The organism is Klebsiella sp. BDA134-6 (assembly GCF_015601345.1).
Classification (GTDB): domain Bacteria; phylum Pseudomonadota; class Gammaproteobacteria; order Enterobacterales; family Enterobacteriaceae; genus Klebsiella; species Klebsiella grimontii.
Genome location: NZ_CP064784.1, coordinates 5,798,920 through 5,821,266, shown reverse-complemented (window position 1 = coordinate 5,821,266; position 22,347 = coordinate 5,798,920). Strand labels below are relative to the sequence as shown.

21 protein-coding genes are annotated in these 22,347 nt (G+C 58.1%); 8 read left to right on the top strand and 13 right to left on the bottom strand.

Going from position 1 to position 22,347, the window contains the following annotated elements:
• Window positions 1-63: 63 nt before the first annotated feature.
• From IYV58_RS27025 to IYV58_RS27015, 3 genes are all read right to left on the bottom strand, one after another.
• Window positions 64-366, bottom strand: coding sequence for a PTS lactose/cellobiose transporter subunit IIA (locus tag IYV58_RS27025; RefSeq protein ID WP_004126831.1), 303 nt, complete (start codon window positions 364-366; stop codon window positions 64-66).
• A gap of 108 nt (window positions 367-474) precedes the next feature.
• Window positions 475-1,800, bottom strand: a complete 1,326-nt coding sequence (locus tag IYV58_RS27020; protein ID WP_004126829.1) for a PTS cellobiose transporter subunit IIC — start codon at window positions 1,798-1,800, stop codon at window positions 475-477.
• 11 nt (window positions 1,801-1,811) lie between these two features.
• Complete coding sequence (locus tag IYV58_RS27015; RefSeq protein ID WP_004126827.1) at window positions 1,812-2,123, bottom strand: PTS sugar transporter subunit IIB; 312 nt, start codon at window positions 2,121-2,123, stop codon at window positions 1,812-1,814.
• Between the two features lie 294 nt (window positions 2,124-2,417).
• Between IYV58_RS27015 and IYV58_RS27010 the strand changes: the two genes are divergently transcribed.
• Window positions 2,418-3,359 (top strand): LacI family DNA-binding transcriptional regulator, encoded by a 942-nt coding sequence (locus IYV58_RS27010; RefSeq protein WP_195729349.1) that lies wholly within the window; start codon window positions 2,418-2,420, stop codon window positions 3,357-3,359.
• Between the two features lie 22 nt (window positions 3,360-3,381).
• On the opposite strand, the gene IYV58_RS27005 is transcribed toward IYV58_RS27010, so the two are convergent.
• Window positions 3,382-3,675, bottom strand: coding sequence for a YicS family protein (locus IYV58_RS27005; protein WP_004126821.1), 294 nt, complete (start codon window positions 3,673-3,675; stop codon window positions 3,382-3,384).
• 210 nt (window positions 3,676-3,885) lie between these two features.
• On the opposite strand from IYV58_RS27005, the gene IYV58_RS27000 reads away from it, so the two are divergent.
• Window positions 3,886-4,851, top strand: coding sequence for an Rpn family recombination-promoting nuclease/putative transposase (locus IYV58_RS27000; RefSeq protein ID WP_049115967.1), 966 nt, complete (start codon window positions 3,886-3,888; stop codon window positions 4,849-4,851).
• A gap of 74 nt (window positions 4,852-4,925) precedes the next feature.
• The gene (locus tag IYV58_RS26995) at window positions 4,926-5,108 is read left to right on the top strand and encodes a hypothetical protein (RefSeq protein ID WP_227676878.1); all 183 of its coding nucleotides are present in this window, start codon (window positions 4,926-4,928) and stop codon (window positions 5,106-5,108) included.
• Between the two features lie 3 nt (window positions 5,109-5,111).
• On the opposite strand, the gene IYV58_RS26990 is transcribed toward IYV58_RS26995, so the two are convergent.
• The 7 genes from IYV58_RS26990 to IYV58_RS26960 all read right to left on the bottom strand — a co-directional run bounded on the left by IYV58_RS26990 (window position 5,112) and on the right by IYV58_RS26960 (window position 15,604).
• The gene (locus IYV58_RS26990) at window positions 5,112-6,014 is read right to left on the bottom strand and encodes an EamA family transporter (protein WP_004126812.1); all 903 of its coding nucleotides are present in this window, start codon (window positions 6,012-6,014) and stop codon (window positions 5,112-5,114) included.
• A gap of 251 nt (window positions 6,015-6,265) precedes the next feature.
• Window positions 6,266-7,699 carry a PTS N-acetylmuramic acid transporter subunit IIBC gene (gene murP, locus IYV58_RS26985; RefSeq protein WP_195729348.1) on the bottom strand — a complete coding sequence of 478 codons (1,434 nt, stop codon included), beginning with the start codon at window positions 7,697-7,699 and terminating at the stop codon, window positions 6,266-6,268.
• Between the two features lie 24 nt (window positions 7,700-7,723).
• Entirely contained in the window at window positions 7,724-8,626 is a 903-nt protein-coding gene (gene murQ, locus IYV58_RS26980) for an N-acetylmuramic acid 6-phosphate etherase (RefSeq protein ID WP_004126810.1), read from the bottom strand.
• Between the two features lie 161 nt (window positions 8,627-8,787).
• Window positions 8,788-9,954, bottom strand: coding sequence for a multidrug effflux MFS transporter (locus IYV58_RS26975; RefSeq protein ID WP_004126800.1), 1,167 nt, complete (start codon window positions 9,952-9,954; stop codon window positions 8,788-8,790).
• A gap of 50 nt (window positions 9,955-10,004) precedes the next feature.
• On the bottom strand, window positions 10,005-11,369 hold the full coding sequence (locus IYV58_RS26970; RefSeq protein WP_004126797.1) for an efflux transporter outer membrane subunit: 1,365 nt from the start codon (window positions 11,367-11,369) through the stop codon (window positions 10,005-10,007).
• Between the two features lie 3 nt (window positions 11,370-11,372).
• Window positions 11,373-14,480, bottom strand: a complete 3,108-nt coding sequence (eefB, locus tag IYV58_RS26965; RefSeq protein WP_123828635.1) for a multidrug efflux RND transporter permease subunit EefB — start codon at window positions 14,478-14,480, stop codon at window positions 11,373-11,375.
• A complete protein-coding gene (locus IYV58_RS26960; protein ID WP_004126787.1) occupies window positions 14,480-15,604 on the bottom strand; it encodes an efflux RND transporter periplasmic adaptor subunit in 1,125 nt (374 codons plus the stop codon). Before IYV58_RS26960 ends, eefB begins: the two co-directional genes overlap by 1 nt.
• A gap of 451 nt (window positions 15,605-16,055) precedes the next feature.
• Between IYV58_RS26960 and IYV58_RS26955 the strand changes: the two genes are divergently transcribed.
• A complete protein-coding gene (locus IYV58_RS26955) occupies window positions 16,056-16,472 on the top strand; it encodes a GNAT family N-acetyltransferase (RefSeq protein ID WP_049112463.1) in 417 nt (138 codons plus the stop codon).
• A gap of 283 nt (window positions 16,473-16,755) precedes the next feature.
• On the opposite strand, the gene IYV58_RS26950 is transcribed toward IYV58_RS26955, so the two are convergent.
• The gene (locus IYV58_RS26950; RefSeq protein WP_004126785.1) at window positions 16,756-17,403 is read right to left on the bottom strand and encodes a TetR/AcrR family transcriptional regulator; all 648 of its coding nucleotides are present in this window, start codon (window positions 17,401-17,403) and stop codon (window positions 16,756-16,758) included.
• Window positions 17,404-17,483: 80 nt separating this feature from the next.
• Here IYV58_RS26950 and IYV58_RS26945 point away from each other — a divergent pair, with 80 nt between their 5' ends.
• Window positions 17,484-18,980 (top strand): MDR family MFS transporter, encoded by a 1,497-nt coding sequence (locus tag IYV58_RS26945; protein ID WP_004126784.1) that lies wholly within the window; start codon window positions 17,484-17,486, stop codon window positions 18,978-18,980.
• On the opposite strand, the gene IYV58_RS26940 is transcribed toward IYV58_RS26945, so the two are convergent.
• Complete coding sequence (locus IYV58_RS26940) at window positions 18,977-19,891, bottom strand: LysR family transcriptional regulator (RefSeq protein WP_112166077.1); 915 nt, start codon at window positions 19,889-19,891, stop codon at window positions 18,977-18,979. The genes IYV58_RS26945 and IYV58_RS26940 overlap by 4 nt on opposite strands.
• A gap of 102 nt (window positions 19,892-19,993) precedes the next feature.
• Between IYV58_RS26940 and IYV58_RS26935 the strand changes: the two genes are divergently transcribed.
• From IYV58_RS26935 to nlpA, 3 genes are all read left to right on the top strand, one after another.
• On the top strand, window positions 19,994-20,614 hold the full coding sequence (locus tag IYV58_RS26935) for a pyridoxamine 5'-phosphate oxidase family protein (protein WP_087828382.1): 621 nt from the start codon (window positions 19,994-19,996) through the stop codon (window positions 20,612-20,614).
• Between the two features lie 275 nt (window positions 20,615-20,889).
• Window positions 20,890-21,360, top strand: coding sequence for a nuclear transport factor 2 family protein (locus IYV58_RS26930; protein ID WP_004126772.1), 471 nt, complete (start codon window positions 20,890-20,892; stop codon window positions 21,358-21,360).
• Window positions 21,361-21,521: 161 nt separating this feature from the next.
• On the top strand, window positions 21,522-22,331 hold the full coding sequence (gene nlpA, locus IYV58_RS26925) for a lipoprotein NlpA (RefSeq protein WP_142481837.1): 810 nt from the start codon (window positions 21,522-21,524) through the stop codon (window positions 22,329-22,331).
• Window positions 22,332-22,347 lie beyond the last annotated feature (16 nt).

Below are 22,347 nucleotides of genomic sequence, written 5' to 3'. Positions count from 1 at the left end.
GCTATCCCGCCAGGATAAGCTGGTGTATTTATTCCAGGTACTGTTGTTAAATATTTATATAAATTAACGCTGATATAAATGAATTAACTCTTCCGAAAATTCACGGGCGAGCAGCGAATTCATTAAGTGATCCTGAGCATGGACCATAATTAACGTCATCGGCTGGCGCGCTTCGCCGGCATCCTGTTCGATAAGCTGGGTCTGCATCTGATGCGCCCGGCGGGCGTAGCCATCGGCTTCATTCAGAAGCAAGCGCGCTTCATCTATATTACCGTTGCGGGCGCAATGGAGTGCTTCAAAACACAATGAGCGTGACTGTCCCGCATTAACGATAATTTCCATTACCGCATCTTCTAATTCAATCATGATAGGTCCTGAGGTCATTAACTTTATTATTTAAAATAATGCAGCAAAATCCCTTTTCCGCATTATTTATGCCGTCATCTAAAATATAATATTAAATATATTGATTCATTATTGGCTGACCGTTTCGGCAACCGGAACCGCGGCTTTTGCTTTTTCAACTTCAGTTTTCATTAACGAGCGTTCATAGGCGCGCAGGAATGGCAGATAGATTAGCGCCGACATCACCATACAAATCAGGCACATGACCAGTGGGCTTAGCGTCCAGTTTGCAGCCCATGATGCGCCGATAGGCGCCGGCGTCGTCCACGGCGTCAGCGAAACCACCTGGCTGAGCCAGCCGAGACGCGTCGCGCCATAAGCCAGAACGGCGTTGATCATCGGGACAAAGACGAACGGGATAAACATCATCGGGTTCATGATAATCGGCGCGCCGAACAGGATCGGTTCGTTGATATTAAAGAAGCTTGGCACAATGCCCATTTTACCGATGGTACGCAGATGGGTTACGCGGCTACGCAGCAGCAGGAACGCCAGCGGAAGCGTGGAACCGACGCCGCCTATGAGCAGATAGTGATCCCAGAAACCTTGCAGATAGACATGCGGCAGGGCCGCACCGGCCGCCAGCGCGGCCTGGTTTGCCGACAGGTTGGCCATCCAGAAGGGGTTCATAATACCGGTCACGATCAGCGAACCGTGGATTCCGGCGAACCAGAAAATCTGGCACATCAGGACGGAAAGCAGAATCGCCGGCAGGGAGTCAGAGGCGGAAACCAGGGGCTCCAGCAGGTGCATAATCGCCTGCGGTAGAATCATACCGGTCTGCGCTTCGATAAACAGATTCAGCGGATGCAGGGTCGCGATCACCACCAGTACCGGGATAAGAATTTCAAACGAGCGGGCCACGCCGGTCGGCACCTCTTTTGGCAGGCGAATCGTAATATTGTTCTGCTTTAACCAGGCGTAAACGCGGGTGGAGTAGATGGCGGTGATCAAAGCGGTAAAAATGCCCTGACCGGAGAGGTACTGGGTGGAGATTTTGCCATCGGCGTACGGCGCGGCAACCAGTAAGAAGGCCATGAACGCCAGCAGACCGGACATTACCGGGTCGAGCTGGAACTGACGTCCGAGGCTGGCGCCGATTCCCACCGAAATAAAAAACGTCATTACGCCCATGCTGAGGTTAAACGGCAGCATCAGCTGTTCACGGTATTGCTGGGAGAAATCCAGCCAGCCGCGGGCGAAACCATTCGTGGTATCTGGGGAGAAAGGTGGAAAGATAAATACCAGCATGAATGAGCCGATGATCATAAACGGCAATGCGGCAGTGAAGCCATCGCGAATCGCGATAACGTATTTCTGCTGCCCAAGGCGTCCTGCCAGCGGGGTAATTGATTGCTCGATCACGGCAATCATGGACTGATACAGAGAACTCATTTGCACACCTCTTAATGCGCTGCAATCAGCGACAGGGCATAATCCAGGACGTTATCTCCCCGCTGCATTCCGTAATCCATGGTGTTAATCGCCTGGACCGGAATATTCAGGGGAGCGGCTTTCTCAGATAAGTTTTTCAGCATGTATTTCACCTGTGGCCCAAGAAGCACCACCTGGTATTGCGGAAACTGCATGTCAAATTCGGAAACTCCGTAGGCGTCAATCTGCACTGGCAGATTACGTTCCTTCGCGGCATCAACCATCTTTCTGACCAGCAGGCTGGTGGACATTCCGGCAGAGCAGCACAGCATAATCTTGTACATCGACATTCGTCCTCAAAATGTAAAAAGTTATTGCGTGGATGATTTGATATCAGACGGAAACCGGTTTCCATTTATAAAAAACAGAACTGTGATAATCATCAAGATCTGTCAGTCAAAGGGGCTGTTAATTAGATTTTGCTCACAAATTTTCCTGGTTTTTGCTACGATTTTCCATGAAACGGAAAATCGGTTTCCAAATAAAAAGGGAAACGGATATACTGCCGCTGGTGATTATTGAAGCGATTCAGGTTTAAGGATTTACAGGGATCGGATTGGCCCTGTCAGGGGAAAATAATGTCTACAATCAACGATGTATCGCGGTTAGCTGGGGTGTCTAAAGCCACAGTCTCTCGGGTGTTGAGCGGTTCGCGCGGCGTAAAGGAAGCCAGCCGACAGGCGGTACTGCAGGCGGCGGAAGAGCTTAACTACCGGCCGAATATGATAGCGCAATCTTTGCTGAGTCAGACCACTGGCTGCATCGGCGTCATTTGCGCCCAGGACAACATAAATCAAACCACCAGCTATCTCTACGCGCTGGAAAAACAGCTCAGCCAGCACCAGAAGCATCTGCTGCTGCGTTTTGCCAACAGCCGCGACAGAGTGCTGCATTCGCTGGAAGAGTTGACCTGCGGCCTTTGCGATAATGTGTTAATCATCGGCGCGCGGTTTCCGCTCAATATCGACCGGCCCGACGTGGTACTGATTGACTGCCTGGAAAGCGACGGAACGAATAGCATTCAGTTTGACCACGCCTTCGCGGCGGAAACGGCCTGCAACTATCTGATAAGCCAGGGGCGGCGCCAGATTGCGCTAATCCATCCCCAGGCCAGCGGCTTTGCTGACCAGGTTCTGCTGGGCTATAAGCATGCGCTGGAAAAGAATTTTCTGCCGTTCAATCGCAACCTGGTTTTTCTCGACAGCCATTCGCCATCCGTGGCGGTGCAGGAGCTGGTAAACAACGCAACCACCCTGAATTTTAATGCGTTATTGGTGGCCAACGAGCAGCAGGCGCAACTGGTGGTGCCGCAGTTCCAGGCGTTTAATCGTGCGGTGCCGGAAAAAGTCATGGTGTTCAGCCTTGCGGGCTCGTTACAGCTGCCCGGTATTCCGACTATTCCGGCGATAGAATATTCAATGGACGCGATGGCCAGCCAGATCGTTAACTGGCTGACCGAGAAGACGCAAATGCTCGGCAGCAGCCCGCTGCGCGGGGATTTGATCATTCCGAACCGTTGATGGCGCTCCCCCGCAACCGGCGCTAGGGCATGGGGCAAGTAATGCCGCTAATGGCCTTCTGGTAAGCGGCGCTGTTGTTTTTATCCAGCGCCCGCGTCGCGCTTTGTACGGCAGTCTTATTTTCCGCTGATTCCAGTACGCGGTTAGCAAACTGCGTATCGTCCAGCGCGCTGCTGGCAGGGCAGTTTTTCCTCACATCTTTCACTATCTGCTGCTTTTGCTGTTCAAACTTCAGCCCGGAGAGCGGTGCGGCTGTCGCCACGCTGGGGAGCACCAGACAGACGGCCAGCGAAAGCGCAATTTTCATTCTCGTCATCACGGATATCCTTATTTTTATTAAAGCGTTCCTCTAACTATAGACGCATTCCTGAATCAACATTTTTGCGTGTCGCTTTCCGCAGGAATGTATCTGTTTCAGTCGCTGAAATTTATCTTCCGTAGCGGCAAGCAAAGCCGTTGATGCGCAGATGCCCGGCGTCGCGATGATGGATATATTCCAGCCATCGCGTTTCAGGGATGGCGGACCATGACGAAAAAAGGAACGACCTCGACGCCGCACGATGCGGTTTTTAAACAGTTTTTATCGCATCCCGAGTGCGCAAGGGATTTTATCGAGATTCATCTTCCCGCTTCGCTGCGCCAGCTGTGCGACCTGCAAACGCTTAAGCTGGAGTCCGGCAGCTTTATTGAGGCCGATTTGCGCGCAAGCTACTCCGACGTACTGTGGTCGCTGAAAACCCGCGACGGTGACGGCTATATCTACGTGGTAATTGAACATCAGAGCACGCCGGAAGCGCATATGGCATTCAGGCTGATGCGCTACGCGCTGGCGGCGATGCAGCGTCATCTGGACGCCGGGCACAAAACGCTGCCGCTGGTGGTGCCGATGCTGTTCTATCACGGCGCGAAAAGCCCCTATCCTTTCTCGCTGTGCTGGCTGGATGAGTTTGCCGATACGGAGGCCGCGCGGCGGATCTATGCCGCCGCTTTCCCGCTGGTGGATATTACGGTGGTGCCGGATGACGAGATCATGCAGAACCGGCGTGTGGCGCTGCTGGAGCTGATTCAAAAGCACATTCGCCAGCGCGATTTACTTGGCCTGGTGGAGCGATTAGCAGAGCTGTTGGTTAAAGGTTGCGCTAATGACAGCCAGTTGAAAGCGCTGTTTAATTACATGCTGCAGTGTGGCGATGCGCCTCATTTTGGTGAATTTCTTCACGAGGTCGAGCGGCGCGTTCCTCAACATAAGGAGGTATTCATGACGATTGCGGAAAGGCTACGGCAGGAAGGGAGACAAGAAGGCAAGTTGGAGGGCAAGTTAGAGGGCAAGTTAGAAGGTAAACAAGAGGGTAGACAAGAAGAAGCGTTGCGTATTGCCCGTTCACTTCTGGAGCAGGGGTTTGAGCGCGAGCTGGTACGGATGACTATTGGGCTCTCGGATGATGATCTGAATGCATTCCAGGATGCATCCCTCAAGATGGGGGAAAATTAATGACGATTGTAGAGAGACTACCGCTGGAAGAGATACCACAGGAGTTATAACCTGAGTATTTACTGGGATATCTGTTGGAATTATACCTGGAGTTTTATGAAGGATTTCAGGAGGGTAAACGAGAAGAGGCATTGCGTATTGCTCGTTCATGTCTGGAACAGGGATTTGAGCGCGAGCTGGTGCAGGTGGTTTGTGAGCTGTCGGATGACGACCTGAAGATGCTGCAAACGCAGGTCGCAGCATCTCCTGCCCGATAATCCTCAGGCCGTTTTAACCCGCCGCCGCGAATCCATGGCGATCAGCACCACCGACGAGAGAATCAGCAGCGTGCCCAGCCAGTCCGGGAGGGTAAAGGTGATGCCGAGCAGCAGCAGAGAGAGCAGAGCGCTGCTCAACGGCTCCGCGCAGCTGAGGATCCCCGCCTTCGCGCCGCCAATCTTCTGCGCGCCGTTCAGGTAGAGGCTAAAGGTCAGCGAGGTGCCGATGACCACCAGGTAGAAAAAGGCCAGCAGCAGGCCGCCGGTCACCACAAAATGGTTGCCCTGTCCGGCGTAGAACGGCAGCAGCATCGCGCCGCCGAGCAGCATGCTCCAGCCGACAATCGGCAGCGTACCGTAGCGGGCAATCAGCGTCGAAGGGTAAGTCGTATAAAAAGCAGCGGCAAACGCTGAAGCAATCCCCCAGAACAGCGCCGTGGGGGAAATCGACAGCGTCGTTGGGTTGCCGTGGGTCACCAGCAGAAAAGTGCCCGCCAGCGAGGTGCCGATGGCCGCCAGCACCAGCGGGCTGGGGCGCGTTTTGCGGGCGATGGCAAACCAGGCGACGATAATCGTCGGCGACAGAAACTGCAGCACCGTCGCGGTGGCGGCGTTGGATTGCTCGATAGTCATCAGAAAGGTGTACTGCACGGTGAGCGCGCCGAACAGCGAAAAGATCAGCAGACTGACGGCGTCTTTACGGTTTTGCAGGACGCGGAAGATCTTATCGCCGTGGAAGAACGAGAGCATCAGAAGGATCAGGCCGGCGAACAACAGGCGCGTCATGGTCAGAAACGGCGATGACATCTGGCTTTGCTGCATAATATATTGCGCGCAGACGCCGGAACTGCCCCACAGCACGGCGGCGATCAGTACGTTCAGCATCCCTTTTTTGCTGGAGCCCATCTTTCCCTCAGGTGAAAATAGTGCGAAAGCAGTATCATAGCATGAGCACGTGTGGGAAGCGGGGCAGGAAATGGTCGCTGGATCCTTTATCAGATGTGTACCCTGGCCGACGTTGCCCGGCGGCGGCTGGCGCCTGACCGGGTAGACAGAAACGCGGCGCCACGTGCAAAAAATATTCAGCATGGGGCGTCATTGCCTCCCGCCATGTGGCGAATAAACTCACGTTTACCGCCGTGCGCCAGACGCGCCTCTTAGCTCAAATCAACGTTTTTACTGCCGAACAGCCAGGTCAGAGCGAAGCCGCACAGATAAGAGACCGCCAGCCCTGCGGCATACACCGCCATTCCGGCGTAGATCCCGCTGTTGGAGGTCATCAGCGGCAGTGCCACCAGCCCGGAAGGGCCAAATACCGTATTCAGGCCGACCGGTAGCCCCAGCCAGGCGATAAGCCCGAGAAAGAAACCGCCGCAGGCGCCGCCGAGGCAGGCGGTGATAAACGGCTTCATGCGCGGCAGCGTGACGCCATAAATCAGCGGTTCGCCGATGCCGAGGAAGCCGGGGATAATCGCCCCTTTAATCTGCGTACGCAGCAGAGAGCCGTGCTTCGCCCGCCAGAACAGCGCCAGCGCCGCGCCGACCTGTCCGGCCCCGGCCATCGCCAGAATCGGAAACAGCGAGTTAAACCCCTGCGCATCCACCAGCGCAAAATAGACCGGCACGAAGCCCTGATGGACGCCGAACATCACCGCCAGCAGGAACAGGCCGGCCAGCACCGCAGAGCCGAACGGGTTACCGTTAAGGTGCAGGAATAGCCATGACATTCCGGTAAACAGCCAGCCGCCGATAGGCATTATGACGGTAAAGGTGATCGCGCCCATGATCAGCAGCGTCACCGCCGAGGTGAGGATCATATCGAGGTTGGCAGGCATGATGCGGCGTACCTGTCGTTCCACCCATGCGCCGATAATCGCGGCGATAAGCACGCCGATAATATTGCCGCGCGGGTCGATACCGTGGCCGAAGAAGGTCGAAATTCCGGAATAGAAGCCGCTGGTAGCCTCCGGGTTATAGCCGAGGACAAACAGCGCAGCGACGATGGCCCCGTTGACCCCGGAGCCGCCGAAGGCTTTCTGGGCGTTATAGCCGATCAGGATGCTCAGGAAGGTAAACATCCCCTTGCTGAACACTTTCATGTAGCCGATCAGCGCCACCATCGTCGCGTTCGGATGCGCGTTTTCGAGGACAAATATCTGCTCCGCCAGGGTGGCGAACCCTAACAGCAGGCCGACGGCGATAAAACCGGGGATCAGCGGGGTGAAGATGGTGGCGAATTTAGCGAGGAATTTTTGGATGCCGCTGGTTTGCTTGTTCTTCAGCGCCTGCTTCTTCTCGGCGGCGACATCGGCCAGCGATGGCGCATCCGCCGGGGTATCTTCCAGTAACGCATTCATCATTTCCGCCGCGGTTTGCGCCTTGCCGGGGCCGAGCACGACCTGGAACTGCTCATCGCTGACGATAACCCCCATTACGCCCTCAATCTGACGGATGGCGGCGCTATCGGCCCGTGATTCATCGCGCAAAGTCAGGCGTAGCCGGGTCATACAGTTGCCCGCCTGCGCGACGTTACCGGCGCCGCCAACGTGTCGAAGGATCCGCGCTATCATCTCTTTATTTATTTTTGCCATTGCAGATTACCTGTTGGTCAGCGGTCAGGAGTGGCTCAGCGCCTTGCGAATGTAGCCGTTATTTTTTGCCAGCAGCGCCTGGGCCTCGGCGGCGCTTAAATCAGCCAGCACCATCACAATCGCCGTTTTGCAGTGGCGACCGCAGGCCTCCAGCGCGCTCTGGGCGGTTGCGCGATCGCATTCGGTCGCTTCCATGACGATGGACACCTGGCGCTCGATAAGCTTGGCGTTGGTCGCTTCAACATCCACCATCAGGTTACTGTAGACCTTACCGATGCGGATCATCGCCCCGGTGGAGATCATATTCAGCACCAGCTTCTGCGCTGTGCCTGCCTTCAGCCGCGTTGAGCCGGTAACGACTTCCGGGCCGACCACCGGCGTAATGGCGACGTCCGCCAGCTGGGCCATTTCCCCGTGCGGGTTGCAGCTGACGATGGCGACGAAAGCGTTCTGGCTGTGGGCATACTCCATGGCGCCGATGACGAACGGCGTGCGTCCGCTGGCCGCGAGCCCCACCAGCACATCGCGGCTGCTAAAATTAATATTCTGCAGATCCATTGCCCCTTGCGCTTTGTTATCTTCAACGTTCTCTACGGCGCTCAGAATCGCTTTATGGCCGCCCGCGATGATGCCCACCACCTGTTCGGGGCGAGTGCCAAAGGTCGGCGGACACTCGCTGGCGTCAAGGATCCCCAGACGACCAGAGGTCCCCGCGCCGATATAAATCAGTCGACCGCCCGCCTGCAGTGCCGCCGCGACCTTATCCACCACCTGGGCAATTTGCGCCAGATAGGGGGTGATGGCGTGAGCCACCTGCTGGTCTTCCTGGTTAATCACCGTCAGCATCTCTTCGGTGGAAAGGGTGTCAATGTTGGCGCTATTGGCGTTGCGGCGCTCGGTCAGCAGTTTGCTCAGGTCGATACTCATAAGAACCTCTTCATTCACAGTGGCGGGCAGTATAAGGAATTAATTATTCCTTTCATGTGAAGGCTATCACGATTGGTGTTGAATGGATAATAGGAGATTTCAGCATTGGCGGGAAATATGGTGGTAATAAAATTGGAATATTTTATTACCACCGGAGGAGATTATGCGACAGAACGCGGTTTTTTCAGGCCAATCAGCAGCGCGGCCAGATAGCAAAGGGTCATTGCCAGGCTCATTTTGAGCATCGTTTCGCCGCCGAGTCCGGCCAGCGGCGCGGCAATCCCGCCGAACACAAACATCAGCGTGCCCATCAGGGCGGAAGCGGTGCCGGACTGGCTGGCGTTAATAGCATTCATCGCTTCCGAGCCGGCAATGGTACTGATGCCGCTCATCATGGAAACGGTAAAAAACAGGCCAACCAGCGCTAGCGTCGGCTGCGGTAGCCAGGCGAAGAGCAGGGTGATGGCGGCAAACGCCACCGCCAGCAATTGACCGCCGCGCAGCAGAGATTCGGCGCTGAAGCGGCGCGCCAGGCGGGAAAAGATCAGCGCCGCGATAATCAGCCCGATACCGTTAAGGCCGAACAGCAGGCTGAACTGCATCGCGCTCATGGCATATTCGCTCTGGATAACGAACGAAGACGAGCCGATATAGGAGAACAGCCCGGCCATCATAAACGCCTGAATCAGGCAGTAGCGCATAAAGCGGCGATTTTTCAGCACAGGAGTTTCATCCTGCCGCTGCGCAACCGATGCGGCGCTTTTTCCCGGCAGCGTTTCGTGCAGCACCGTCAGGCTGAGCAGCAGTAACACTACGCCGATCGCCGCCATCGCCCAGAACAGGATACGCCAGTCGAAGGCGGTAATGATCCAACCGCCAAGTACCGGTGAAAGCACCGGCGCGATGCCGTTTACGGTCATCAGCAGGGCGAAAAACTGGGTCAGCAGGGTGCCCTGATAGCGGTCTCGGGCGATGGATCGCGATAGCACCGAGCCGCCCGCGCCGGCGAAGCCCTGCAGAAATCGCCAGGCGATCAGCAGGTGAATGTCGTAGGTTATCGCGCACATCGCCGAGGAGAAGATAAACAGCAGCAGAGAGAGCGCCAGCGGCTTTTTACGACCAATGCGGTCGCTCAGCGGACCGAAAAACAGCTGCCCAAGGCCGAGGCCGATCAGCGCCGCGGTCAGCGAGAGCTGGGTCTGCGTGCCGGTAGCGCTAAGCTGCTGGGTAATTTCCGGCAGCGCGGGAAGATAGAAATCGGTACACAGCGGCCCAATGGCGCTGAGCAAACCGAGAACCACGACCCAGGAAAGGGAAATTCGGGACATACAAGCGAGCTCCTTGTCATCAAACCGGGCGCTGTCGCCCGGTAAAGGCGTTAGCTGGCGCCGCCTCCCAGCGACTGCCAGAGGGTGATGCGGTTTTCCAGGTCCGTTTGCTGGAGGGATATCAGGGTGGCCTGCGCCGACCACAGCGTTCGCTGGGCGGTCAGCACCGACAGATAATCTCCGACCCCGGCCTGATAGCTCTTCAGCGCGATATTCAGCGATTTCTGTTCCGCCGCGACGTATTTATTCTGCGCGTCCAGCTGTTCGCTGAGGGTTTCCCGCCGCGCCAGCGCGTCGGCGACATCTTTGAAAGCGCTCTGAATCGTTTTCTCATAGGTGGCGATCAGCCCCTTTTTCTCCGCTTCAGCGTAGCGTAGCTGCGCCAGGTTGCTACCGCCGGTAAACAGCGGCAGGCTGATGGACGGCGCGAATGACCATACCTGCATACCGTGGCTGAACAGCGACGAGAGCGAGTCGCTGCCGACCCCGGCGCTGGCGGTCAGCGAGATGGACGGGAAGAAATTGGCCCGCGCAGCGCCGATATCGGCGTTAGCGCTCTTCAGATTATGCTCCGCTTCCTGGATATCCGGGCGGCGCAGCAGTACCGATGAAGAGACGCCCGCCGGCACCAGGGTGATGCTGCGATCGCCAAGGCTTTCCAGCGTGCCGGGCAGCAAGCTATCCGGCACGGTTTCTCCGGCTAGCAGGTTGAGCGCATTTTTGTCCTGCGCCACCAGCGTGCGGTAGCTGGCGACGCTGGCGCGCGCCTGCTGGTACACGCTTTCGGCATCGCTCAGGTCGCCTGCCGAGGCGGTGCCGACTTCCATCTGGCGGGTGACGATGCGGCGCGAGTTCTCCGCGCTGGCCATGGTGTCCTGCGCCAGCGCCAGATTGCTGTTGTCCGCGGCGAGAGTTATCCACGCGGTGGTCAGATCGGCGATCATCGTCAGACGTGTATTCTGGGCGGTGAATTCGCTGGCAAGCCAGGTTTCCCGCGCGGCGCGCGTCAGGCTTTGATTCTTGCCAAACAGATCCAGTTCGAAGCTGGAGACCGCGCCGTCGGCTTCCGCTGCCGACGACAGGCCGCTGGCTACCGTTTTACTGCGGGTATGGCTCAGCTCGGCGTCGAGGGTCGGAAACAGCGAGGCGCGGGTTTCGCCAAACTGGGCGCGCGCGGCCTCGATATCGGCCAGCGCTTTCTGCACGTCGCGGTTGCTGGTCAACGCGATGTTCACCACTTTTTTGAGGCGGGCGTCATTCACCACCTGCTGCCAGTCGCTGACTACCGCAGTTGCCTCGCCGTGGCTGCCCGGCAGGGTCGCCGGGACCGGCGCGGCTGGACGTTCATAGTGCGGGTCGAGAGAGACGCAGCCCGCCGTCAGGAGCGCAACAAAAATTAAGGTAAAACGAAACATAACTTACTCCTGGGAAGAACGATGGCGGGTGAAGAAACGTTTCACCAGCACAAAGAACAGCGGCACGAAGAACACCGCCAGCAGCGTTGCGGTCAGGGTGCCGCCGATAATCCCGGTACCGATCGCCACGCGGCTGTTGGCCCCGGCTCCGGTGGCGATCGCCAGCGGCAGTACCCCGGCGATAAACGCCAGCGAGGTCATCACAATAGGGCGTAAACGGGTCTGCGCGGCGCGCATGGCGGCGCGCGAGAGGGAATAGCCCTCTTCCACCGCCGATTCGGCGAATTCAACGATCAGGATGGCGTTCTTTGACGACAGGCCGATGGTGGTTAATAGCGCCACCTGGAAGTAAACGTCATTGCTCAGACCGCGCATCCACGCCGCCAGCGCCGCGCCGAGCAGCCCAAGCGGGATCACCATGATCACCGAGAACGGCACCGACCAGCTCTCATACAGCGCCGCGAGGCACAGGAAGACCACCAGAATCGAGATAGCGTAGAGGCTCATCGCCTGGCCGCTGGCGAGTTTTTCCTGCAGCGACATGCCGCTCCACGCCCAGGTGGTGCCGGCGGGCAGGTTATTGGCTAAGGCCTCCATCTTGTCCATTGCCGCGCCGGAGCTAAAGCCGCTGGCGTTTTCGCCCTGGATTTCGAAGGCGGCGGAACCGTTGTAGCGCACCAGGCTTTCCGGGCCGTATTGCCAGCGGGTGGTGGCGAAGGCGGAGAACGGCGTCATGCTGTCGTCACTGCCGCGCACGAACCATTTACCGAGGTCAGACGGCACGGCGCGGGCGTCACTTTCGCCCTGGATATAGACCTTCTTCACGCGACCGCGATCGATAAAATCGTTAACGTAGGTTCCTCCCCAGGCGCTGGAGAGGGTATCGGTAACATCGCTTAGCGACAGTCCGAGCGACACGGCTTTGTTGTTATCGATATCCACCTGCAGCTGCGGCATTTGCGGCAGATCGTTGGCGCGAACTGACTGCAGCTCGGTACTTTGATTCGCCGCCGCCAGCAGCTGGCTGCGCATTTTCATCAGGCTATCGCGATCGGTACCGCCGCTGGCCATCAGTTCGAAGGTGAAACCGTTACTCTGCCCCAGGCCATCTACCGACGGCGGAGTCATGGCGAACAGGGTGGCGTCGCGAATGCTGCTGAGCTCTTTGGTGGCGCGCAGGGCGATGGCCTGAGCGGTATTTTCTTCGCCTTTACGTTCGGACCAGTTTTTCAGCGACACGAAGGCCATCCCGGCGTTTTGTCCGCTGCCGCTAAAGCTAAAGCCGTCGACGGTAAAGATCACGTCGGTATTGGCTTTCTCTTTCGTCAGGAACCAGTCGGTGACCTGGCGGCGAACCTCGGCGGTACGTACCGCCGTCGCCCCGGCGGGCAGCGTGTACTGGACCATGATTTCACCCTGATCTTCCGTCGGCAGGAAGCTGCCGGGTAGTTTCCACATTGCCAGCGCCATGCCGCCGCAAATCAGGACAAAAGCGCCCATCATCATTGCCGAGCGGCGCAGGCCGCCGACAACACGATGCTGATAGCCCTGCTCGGTGCGTCCCCACAGGCGGTTAAAGGCGCCGAAGAAGCCTTTGGTATGCGGTTTAGAATGGCTCAGCAGCGCGCCGCATAGCGCCGGGGTTAAGGTTAAGGCGACCACCACGGAGAGCATCATCGCCGAGATAATGGTCACCGAGAACTGGCGATAAATCACCCCGGTTGAGCCGCCGAAGAAGGCCATCGGCAGGAACACTGCCGAGAGCACCAGAGCAATGGCGATCAGCGCGCCGGAGATTTCGCCCATCGATTTTTCGGTGGCTTCCCGGGCGGGCAGCCCTTCGTCGCGCATGATACGCTCGACGTTTTCCACCACCACGATGGCGTCATCCACCAGCAAGCCTATCGCCAGCACCATTGCAAACAGCGTCAGGGTGTTAATGGAGTAGCCGAACAGCGCCAGCACGCCGAAGGTGCCCAGCAGCACGACCGGCACCGCCACCGCCGGGATCAGCGTGGCGCGGAAGTTTTGCAGGAACAGATACATCACGCAGACCACGAGGATAATCGCTTCGAACAGCGTCTGAATCACATCCTCCACCGAGATTTTGATGAATTCGGTGCTGTCTTTAGGGTAGGCGATATCGTAGCCCTGCGGCATCTGGCGCTGGAACTCGGCAATCTTGTTTTTCACCAGCGTCGCGGTATTCAGGGCGTTAGCGCCCGGCGCCATCATCACCGCGATCCCCGCAGCCGGGTGGCCGTTGAGATTGGCGGAGGCGGTGTAATCTTCGCTGCCCATCTCCACGCGGGCGACGTCGCTCAGGCGCACCACCGACCCGTCGCTCTTGCTCTTGACGATAATCTCTTTGAACTGGGCGACGGTTTGCAGTCGCGACTGGGCACGGACGGTGGCGGTCAGCTGCTGCGCGTTGGCGGCGGGCAGGGCGCCGATTTTACCGGCGGACACCTGCACGTTCTGCGCCTCTATCGCCGATTGCACATCGGATGGCATCAGCGAATAGGAGGCCAGTTTGGTCGGGTCCATCCAGATGCGCATGGCGTACTCCGCGCCGAACACCTGCAGGCTGCCGACGCCTTCAATACGCGCCATCGGGTCCTGCATATTGCTGACCAGCCAGTCGGAGATATCGGAGCTGGTGGCTTTGTTGTTTTTGTCATACACCGCGAGGATCAGCAGGAAGCTGCTCTGCGATTTCTCCACCGTCACGCCGGATTGCTGAACTTCGCTCGGCAGGCGCGACTCCGCCTGCTGCACTTTGTTCTGCACCTGAACCTGGGCGGTATCCGGATCGGTACCCTGCTCAAAGGTGACGGTAATGCTGACCGAGCCGTCGGAACTGCTGGTGGACGTAAAGTAGAGCAGGTTGTCCAGTCCGGTGAGCTGCTGCTCGATAACCTGGGTGACGCTGTTTTCCAGGGTTTCCGCAGAAGCCCCGGTGTAGGTAGCGGAGATTTTTATCGCCGGCGGGGCGACGTCAGGATACTGGGCGACCGGCAGGGTGCGGATAGCCAGAATCCCGGCGAGCATAATCAGAATGGCGATAACCCAGGCGAAGACCGGGCGGCGCACGAAGAAACGGGAAAACATCAGGCATTGCCTCCGTCATTTTTGACTTCGGCGGCTTTTACCTGCTGGCCGGGCGCGACTTTGCTGGTCCCTTCGACAATCAGCCGGTCGCCGCTCTTCAGGCCGTTGACGATAAGCCATTTGTCGCCGTAGGTTTCGCCGGTTTCCACGCTGCGCTGTTCAACCTTGTTATTAGCGTCAACCACCAGCGCGGTGGCATCGCCTTTGGCATCGCGGGTGATGCCCTGCTGCGGGGCGAGAATCGCACCGTTCATGATGCCTTCGTCTATGCGGGCGCGAACGAACATCCCCGGCAGCAGCACGTGCTGCGGATTGGGAAAGACCGCGCGCAGCGTGACCGAACCGGTCGATTCATCTACCGCCACTTCGGTCAGCGCCAGGCGACCTTTTTCGCTATAGGTGCTGCCATCTTCAAGAGTCAGGGTGACGTTAAGGGTATCGCTGTTGCTCGCCAGGCTTTGCTTACGCAGGCGCAGCAGATCGACGCTGGATCGGGTGAGATCGACGTACATCGTATCCAGTCCGCGGATCGTCGCCAGCGCGGTATCCTGATCGGCGGACACCAGCGCGCCCGGGGTGACGGAAGAGATGCCGATGCGCCCGGCAATCGGTGCGGTCACGGTGGTCCAGTTCAGGTTGATGCGCGCGCTTTCCAGCGCCGCTTTTTTCGACTCGACGCTGGCCTTATCCTGATTACAGGTCGCTATCGCGTCATCGGCGTCCTGACGGGAGACGCCGTTATCTTTGACCAGCACCGCGTAGCGCTGGGCTTTTTGGCAGTCGGCGATGACCAGCGCCTGGGCCTGTTTCAGCGAGGCGGCGGCTTCGTTAAACGTCGCGCGATAGCTTGACGGATCGATTTGGTATAGCGCCTGCCCGGCTTTGACCATGTCACCCTCGGTAAACAGGCGTTTTTGCACGATACCGCCCACCTGCGGGCGCACTTCGGCGCTAAGCGAGGCGGTGGTGCGTCCGGTCAGGCTGCTCACCACCGGGACAGGCTGGCTTTGCAGGGTCACGACGCCGACTTCCTGCGTCATCGGCTGCGGGGAAGCATTTTGCGCATTATCGCACCCGCTAAGGAGAAATAATGCTGCTGCGATGGGGGCTAAAGTATATTTCATTATATTTTCTCAGGATGAACGACGTCCGCCCCGCAAATTTACTGGCGGGGTGATGGGCCGGGCGATGATGCATCTCCGGGCAAGCACAAATAACCAAATGGGAAGTAAATATTCCTGTTTGCAGTAAATGACCCTGCGAATACCGATATTAATTAAACGGTTTTTCCGACAGTTTCCCGTGCGGCGAATACGGTATCAGACGGCGGTTACAGGCTCTGAACCGAGGAGTGACGCCAGCTACAGGGCATTTTCATGGGATCCTCCATGGTTTGTGTTTTTGAGAATGATCGTTCTCATTTTTCCCATTATACGTCTGAACCGAATGATGGGAAGATTTTTTACACAAAATTTAGTGCAGGGAATTTAGTCAGGAAATAATGGAGAAAAAAAGGATATTTTGTGAAAGTAGGATGGTGAATGGTCTATGAAAAATAAAAGATGGAGATAATCAATGACATTAATAATAACAGAGAACATTAATCCCGCCGATCAGGAAGAGCTGCTGACGGGGCTGCGGGAATTCAATCTGCGCTTTCTGGACCCGGCCCAGTTCGGCGAGCTGGGCGTTTATTCACGCGATGCTGCTGGCGAGATGCGCGGGGGATTGATTGCCAAACGCAAGGGCAGCTGGCTGTGTATTGAATATCTGTGGGTCAGCGAAACGTCGCGCGGCAGCGGCCTTGGCAGCGAGCTGATGTATGAAGCGGAAAACCAGGCGCGGGAGCGCGGCTGCAGCCATATGCTGGTGGATACGTTCAGCTTCCAGGCGCTGCCGTTTTATCAGAAGCTGGGCTATCAGCTGCAGATGTCGCTGCCGGACTTCCCGCACGCGGGTATGCAGCGCCATTATTTATCGAAAGTATTGTAAAGCAGGCCCAGGAGATCCTCCCGGAGGCGGCGCTATGCGCCTGTCCGGGCAATCCGAACGCAGGCGGCTGTGAAGCGGGTTGTATCTCCCGGATGGCGGCTGTCGCCTTATCCGGGCTACCCGAACGCAGGCGGCTGTGAAGCGGGTTGTATCTCCCGGATGGCGGCTGTCGCCTTATCCGGGCTACCCGATCGCAGGCGGTTGTGAACCGGATTGTATTCCCCGGATTGCAGACGGCTGTGCACCTGTAGCCCGGCTAAGCGCAGCGCGAGCCGGGGGGGATTCAGCCGCCGATCCCGCTGCTTATCAGCGCCAGGGCGTGGCTGACAATCATTTGCCTGTCCACCGATTGCAACCGCGGATCGGTGTGGGTGCGGGAAAAAGGTACCAGCACCAGGCTTATCAGGGTGGTAAACAGCAGCTCCGGGGAGAGTGCCGGATTAAGCTTGCCCTCCCGCTGCCAGCGGCGCACCGTCTCCAGCATCTTGTGGTACTTCTCATCGCCAAAACGCGCGTGCATATGCTGGCGCAGCACCGGCATCTCGCCGATGATCTCCTGCATCCACAGCGGCGCGAACCACGCGTTTTTCTCCGCCATCATCGCCAGGGATTCGATCAGCAGCGTAAAAGCGGTGACCGGATCGTCGCCGTGCGCGACAAAAATTTGTCCGATCTCGCTGCGTAGCGGCATAAAGCGCTCTTCGACCAGCTTTTCCACCAGCGCTTCGCGCGAGCTGAAGTAGTAGTGCAGCATCGCGGGCGTTACCCCCGCCTCTTTGGCAATGGCGTTCAGCGAAATGCGGGCGATCCCGTGGCGGGCAAACAGCGCCAGGGCAATATCCATCAGCTGTTCGCGGTTGGCGGGGCCGGATTTCTGCCCGCGAGGGCGACCGGGCCGACGCGGGGCTTCATTGTCTTTTTGTGCTGACATCGTGTGGCGATCCCTTGACCAGATTCATCATTTCCCTAAATATTAATTATGCATTTAATTAATTTCAAGCGAGTCATGCTATGACAACTGAAATCGCCAGCCAACCGGCGGTCCCCTCAATCCGCCTGCTCTTCAGCGCCCTGCTGCTGGTGATGCTGCTCTCGGCGCTGGATCAGACTATTGTCTCCACCGCGCTGCCGACCATCGTCGGCGAGCTCGGCGGACTGGATAAGCTCTCCTGGGTGGTCACCGCCTACATCCTGAGTTCGACCATCGCGGTGCCGCTGTACGGCAAATTCGGCGATCTCTTCGGGCGCAAAATCGTCTTGCAGGTAGCGATTGTGCTGTTTCTTGCCGGTTCCGCCCTCTGCGGGCTGGCGCAAAATATGACTCAACTGGTGCTGATGCGCGCTCTGCAGGGGCTCGGCGGCGGCGGCCTGATGGTGATCAGCATGGCGGCGGTGGCTGACGTTATCCCGCCGGCGCATCGCGGCCGCTATCAGGGCCTGTTCGGCGGCGTCTTTGGCCTGGCGACGGTAATTGGGCCGTTAATCGGCGGCTTCCTGGTGCAGCACGCCTCCTGGCGCTGGATTTTTTACATCAACCTGCCGCTGGGGCTGTTTGCGCTGCTGGTGATCGGCGCGGTCTTTCACAGCAGCAACAAACGCAGCCAGCATCAGATCGACTGGCTGGGGGCGATTTACCTCAGCATGGCGCTGCTGTGCATCATCCTGTTTACCTCCGAGGGCGGCAGCGTCCGCGCGTGGAGCGACCCGCAGCTGTGGTGCATCCTGGCGTTCGGCCTGGTCGGGATTATCGGCTTTATTCATGAAGAGCGGCTGGCCAGCGAGCCGATTATTCCGCTCTCCTTGTTCCGCAACCGCAGCTTTTTGCTATGCAGCCTGATTGGCTTTGTTATCGGCATGGCGCTGTTCGGCTCGGTGACCTTTCTGCCGCTCTATTTACAGGTGGTTAAAGAAGCGACGCCGACCGAGGCGGGCCTGCAGCTGATTCCGCTGATGGGCGGCCTGCTGCTGACGTCAATCATCAGCGGGCGCATTATCAGCCGTACCGGTAAGTATCGGGTGTTTCCGATTATCGGCACCCTGCTGGGGGTGGTCGGCATGGTGCTGCTGACGCGCATTACCATCCACTCCGCGATGTGGCAGCTCTATCTGTTTACCGGGGTACTAGGAGCGGGTTTGGGACTGGTGATGCAGGTGCTGGTGCTGGCAGTGCAGAACGCGATGCCCGCGCAGATGTACGGGGTGGCGACCTCCGGGGTCACGCTGTTTCGATCGATTGGCGGCTCCATCGGCGTGGCGCTGTTCGGGGCGGTATTTACCCACGTGCTGCAAAGCAATCTTCAGCGCCTGCTACCTGAGGGGGCACAGTTGCCGAGGGCGCTGAACCCGGCGGCGGTACAGAATCTCCCGGCGGAGATCCGCCTCGATTATCTGGACGCCTTCGGATCCGCTATCCATGCGGCGTTTCTGATGGCGGCCTGCATTATGGCGGTGGCGTTTGCCCTCTCCTGGCTACTGAAAGAAGCGCCGCTGAAAACCAGCGTGCGCTAGACGGCGGCGGCGATACGCAACAGCGCCTGACGCAGAGCCGGCGCGGCGAAATCGATGAATTTACGCAGCTTAAGCGGAGCCAGATCCCGGGAGGTGTACAGCAGGTGCACCGGCGCAGGTTCCGGTTCCATCGCCTGCAGGAAAAGCGTCAGTTCGCCGCAGGCCAGACCGTCAATCGCCTGGTAGTGCAGCAGGCGCGCCACGCCTGCCCCCAGACGGGCGGCGTCGGCGGCGCTCTCCGGCGTGGTCAGCGACAGCACCGGCTGCAGCGCCACCAGCCGGTCCTCCGCCTCTTCGGCGTTAAAGCGCCAGCCGCGATAAGGCATTGGCGATTCAATACGAATGATCGGTAGCGCGGCCAGTTCGCGCGGGCGTTCAGGTATGCCGTGTTTTTCCAGCAAAGCCGGGTGCGCACAGGTGACGATGCGCATCTCGCCCAGCCGGGTGGCCACCATCCCGCTGTCCGGCAGGGTGCCGATCCGTACCGCTAAATCAATATGATCGCCCACCAGATCGGCGTTGCGGTCGCTAAGCAGTAAACGGACGCGAATCTGCGGGTAACGGGCGAGAAAATCCGTCACCACCGGTAAAACATGCTGACGGCCAAACATGGTCGGCGCCGAGAGAACCAGCTCGCCTTTTGGCTCCTGATATTCGCCCGCCGCCTGGCGCTCGGCGTTCTCCACCTCTTCGAGAATGCGCCGCGCGGCGGCGACATAATCGACGCCGGCATCGGTCAGCGTCAGCTTGCGGGTGGTGCGGATCATCAGGCGCACGCCGAGGGTATTTTCCAGTTCGCCAACCTGGCGGCTAACGGTGGTCAGCGGCATATTCAACGCCCGCGCCGCCGCCGACATGCTGCCGAGCTCGGTAATTTTCACCAGCAGCGCCATCGCGCTGAGTCGGTCCATAATTATCCCGTTTTATGGAAAGATGATTGTCATATTCCCACTATTATCTTTTCTGCCAGCACAGTCCATGATGAGTTACGCCGCAACGCATCGGGAGGAACTATGCCAGCAGAATTTCTTGATATCGCCATGACGCCGGACGTGATGGCTGTCCAGCATGAAATGGGCAGCGATGAGCTGTGGCAGTCGCCGCATCGCCAGCGCCGGGGTGAGCGCTTCGGCGCCAGCGAGGAGGCGATGATTGCCACCCGCGACAGCTTCTATCTGGCCACTCTTTCGCAAACCGGCTGGCCCTATATTCAGCATCGCGGCGGTCCGGTGGGCTTTCTGCATCTGCTGGATGAAACCACCCTGGCGATGGCGGATTTTTCCGGTAATCGCCAGTACATCACCACCGGCAACCTGCGCGGCAGCGATCGGGCCTGCCTGTTTTTGATGGATTACCCGCGCCGTGCCAGGCTGAAAATCTACGCCACCGTAGAGGTGACGGCGGCGGATGCCGACCCGCAGCTGCTGGCGCGGGTCGCGCCGGAGAACTATCGGGCACGGATTGAGCGTATTTACCGTTTTCATTTGCAGGCTTTTGACTGGAACTGCCCCCAGCATATTACTCCCCGCTACACCGCTCAGCAGGTGGCGGAGTATAGCCAGACGCTGCAACAGCGTATTGACGAACTGGAGCGGGAAAATCAGCGCCTGCAGCAGCTTATATACCCCAAATAATTCGAGTTGCTTAAAGGCGGCAAGGGAGTGACAAATTCGTCGGGAACGAATTTGACCAGCCGAAGTCTGGCCTCCGGTGAGAGGCAGGAGCCTTTTATTAGTCCCCAGGAGCATAGATAACTATGTGACTGGGGGGAACGACAAATCTGCCGGGAGCAGATTTGAACGTCGCTTGCGACGGCCCGTGAGGGCGAGGCCCATGGATGGGCCGAGTAATCCATAGCCAACACATAAGCAACTTGAAGTATGAAGGGTATTCATACAGGAGATTCATGATGACCGAACAACGTCCGCCTCTGCCGCCGTTCACCCGCGAGAGCGCCGCGCAAAAAGTCCGTGCCGCAGAAGATGGCTGGAACAGCCGCGATGCCGCTAAGGTCGCCCTGGCCTATACCGTCGATAGCGAATGGCGTAACCGCAGCGAATTTGTTCACGGCAGAACGCAGATTATCGACTTCCTGCAGCGCAAATGGCGTAGAGAGCAGGAGTACCGGCTGATTAAGGAGCTGTGGGCGTGGAGCGATAACCGTATTGCGGTACGCTTTGCCTATGAGTGGCAAGATGACAGCGGCAACTGGTTTCGCTCTTACGGCAACGAGAACTGGGAGTTTGATCGGCACGGACTGATGCATACGCGCTACGCCTGCATTAACGATCTGCCCATCACCGAGAGCGAGCGTCTGTTTCACTGGCCCCAGGGCCGCCGCCCGGACGATCACCCGGGATTGAGTGAGCTGGGGCTGTAAGGCGCGTCCCCGTTCTGCGCAGCGAGCCGCCCCCCGGGAGAAAGGGGGAAGATGATTTTATTTCCGGTTGCGGTTTTTGCGTTTAAAACCTCGCCATAAAGTCGTTATAGTTTCAGACGAAAAATAATAACGATTTTCTATGGACTGATGGGGTTATAACAATGAAATTGCGTTTACGGACAGCCGCCGCCGTGGTGCTGGCGGGCCTGCTGCTGGCGGGCTGCGACCAGAAGGGCAGCGATGCGAAGCACATTAAAGTCGGCGTCATTAACGGCGCGGAACAGGATGTGGCGGAAGTGGCGAAGAAAGTGGCCAAAGAGAAATATGGTCTCGACGTGGAGCTGGTGGGCTTTAGCGGCTCGCTGCTGCCGAATGAGTCCACCAACGCTGGCGATCTGGACGCCAACGTCTTTCAGCACCGCCCGTTCCTCGAACAGGATAATAAAGCCCACAACTATCGTCTGGTGGCGGTGGGCAACACCTTCATCTTCCCGATGGCGGGCTACTCGCGCAAAATAAAATCCGTCGCCGAGCTGAAAGACGGCGCGACCATCGCTATTCCGAACGACCCGACCAACCTGGGCCGCGCGCTGCTTCTGCTGCAGCAGGAAAAGCTGATTACCCTTAAAGCGGGCACTGGCCTGCTGCCGACGGCGGTCGATATCACCGATAACCCGCATAACCTGAAAATTATGGAGCTGGAAGGGGCGCAGCTGCCGCGCGTCATCGACGACCCGAAAGTTGACGTGGCGATCATCAGCACCACCTACCTGCAGCAGACCGGCCTTTCACCGGTGCGCGACGGTATCTTTATTGAAGATAAAAACTCGCCCTATGTGAACATCATCGTGACCCGTGAAGACAACAAAGACGCGGAAAACGTCAAAGCGTTTATCCACTCCTACCAGTCGCCGGAAGTGGCGAAGGCGGCGGAGACCATCTTCAACGGCGGCGCGGTGCCCGGCTGGTAATGACTGACACAAGGAG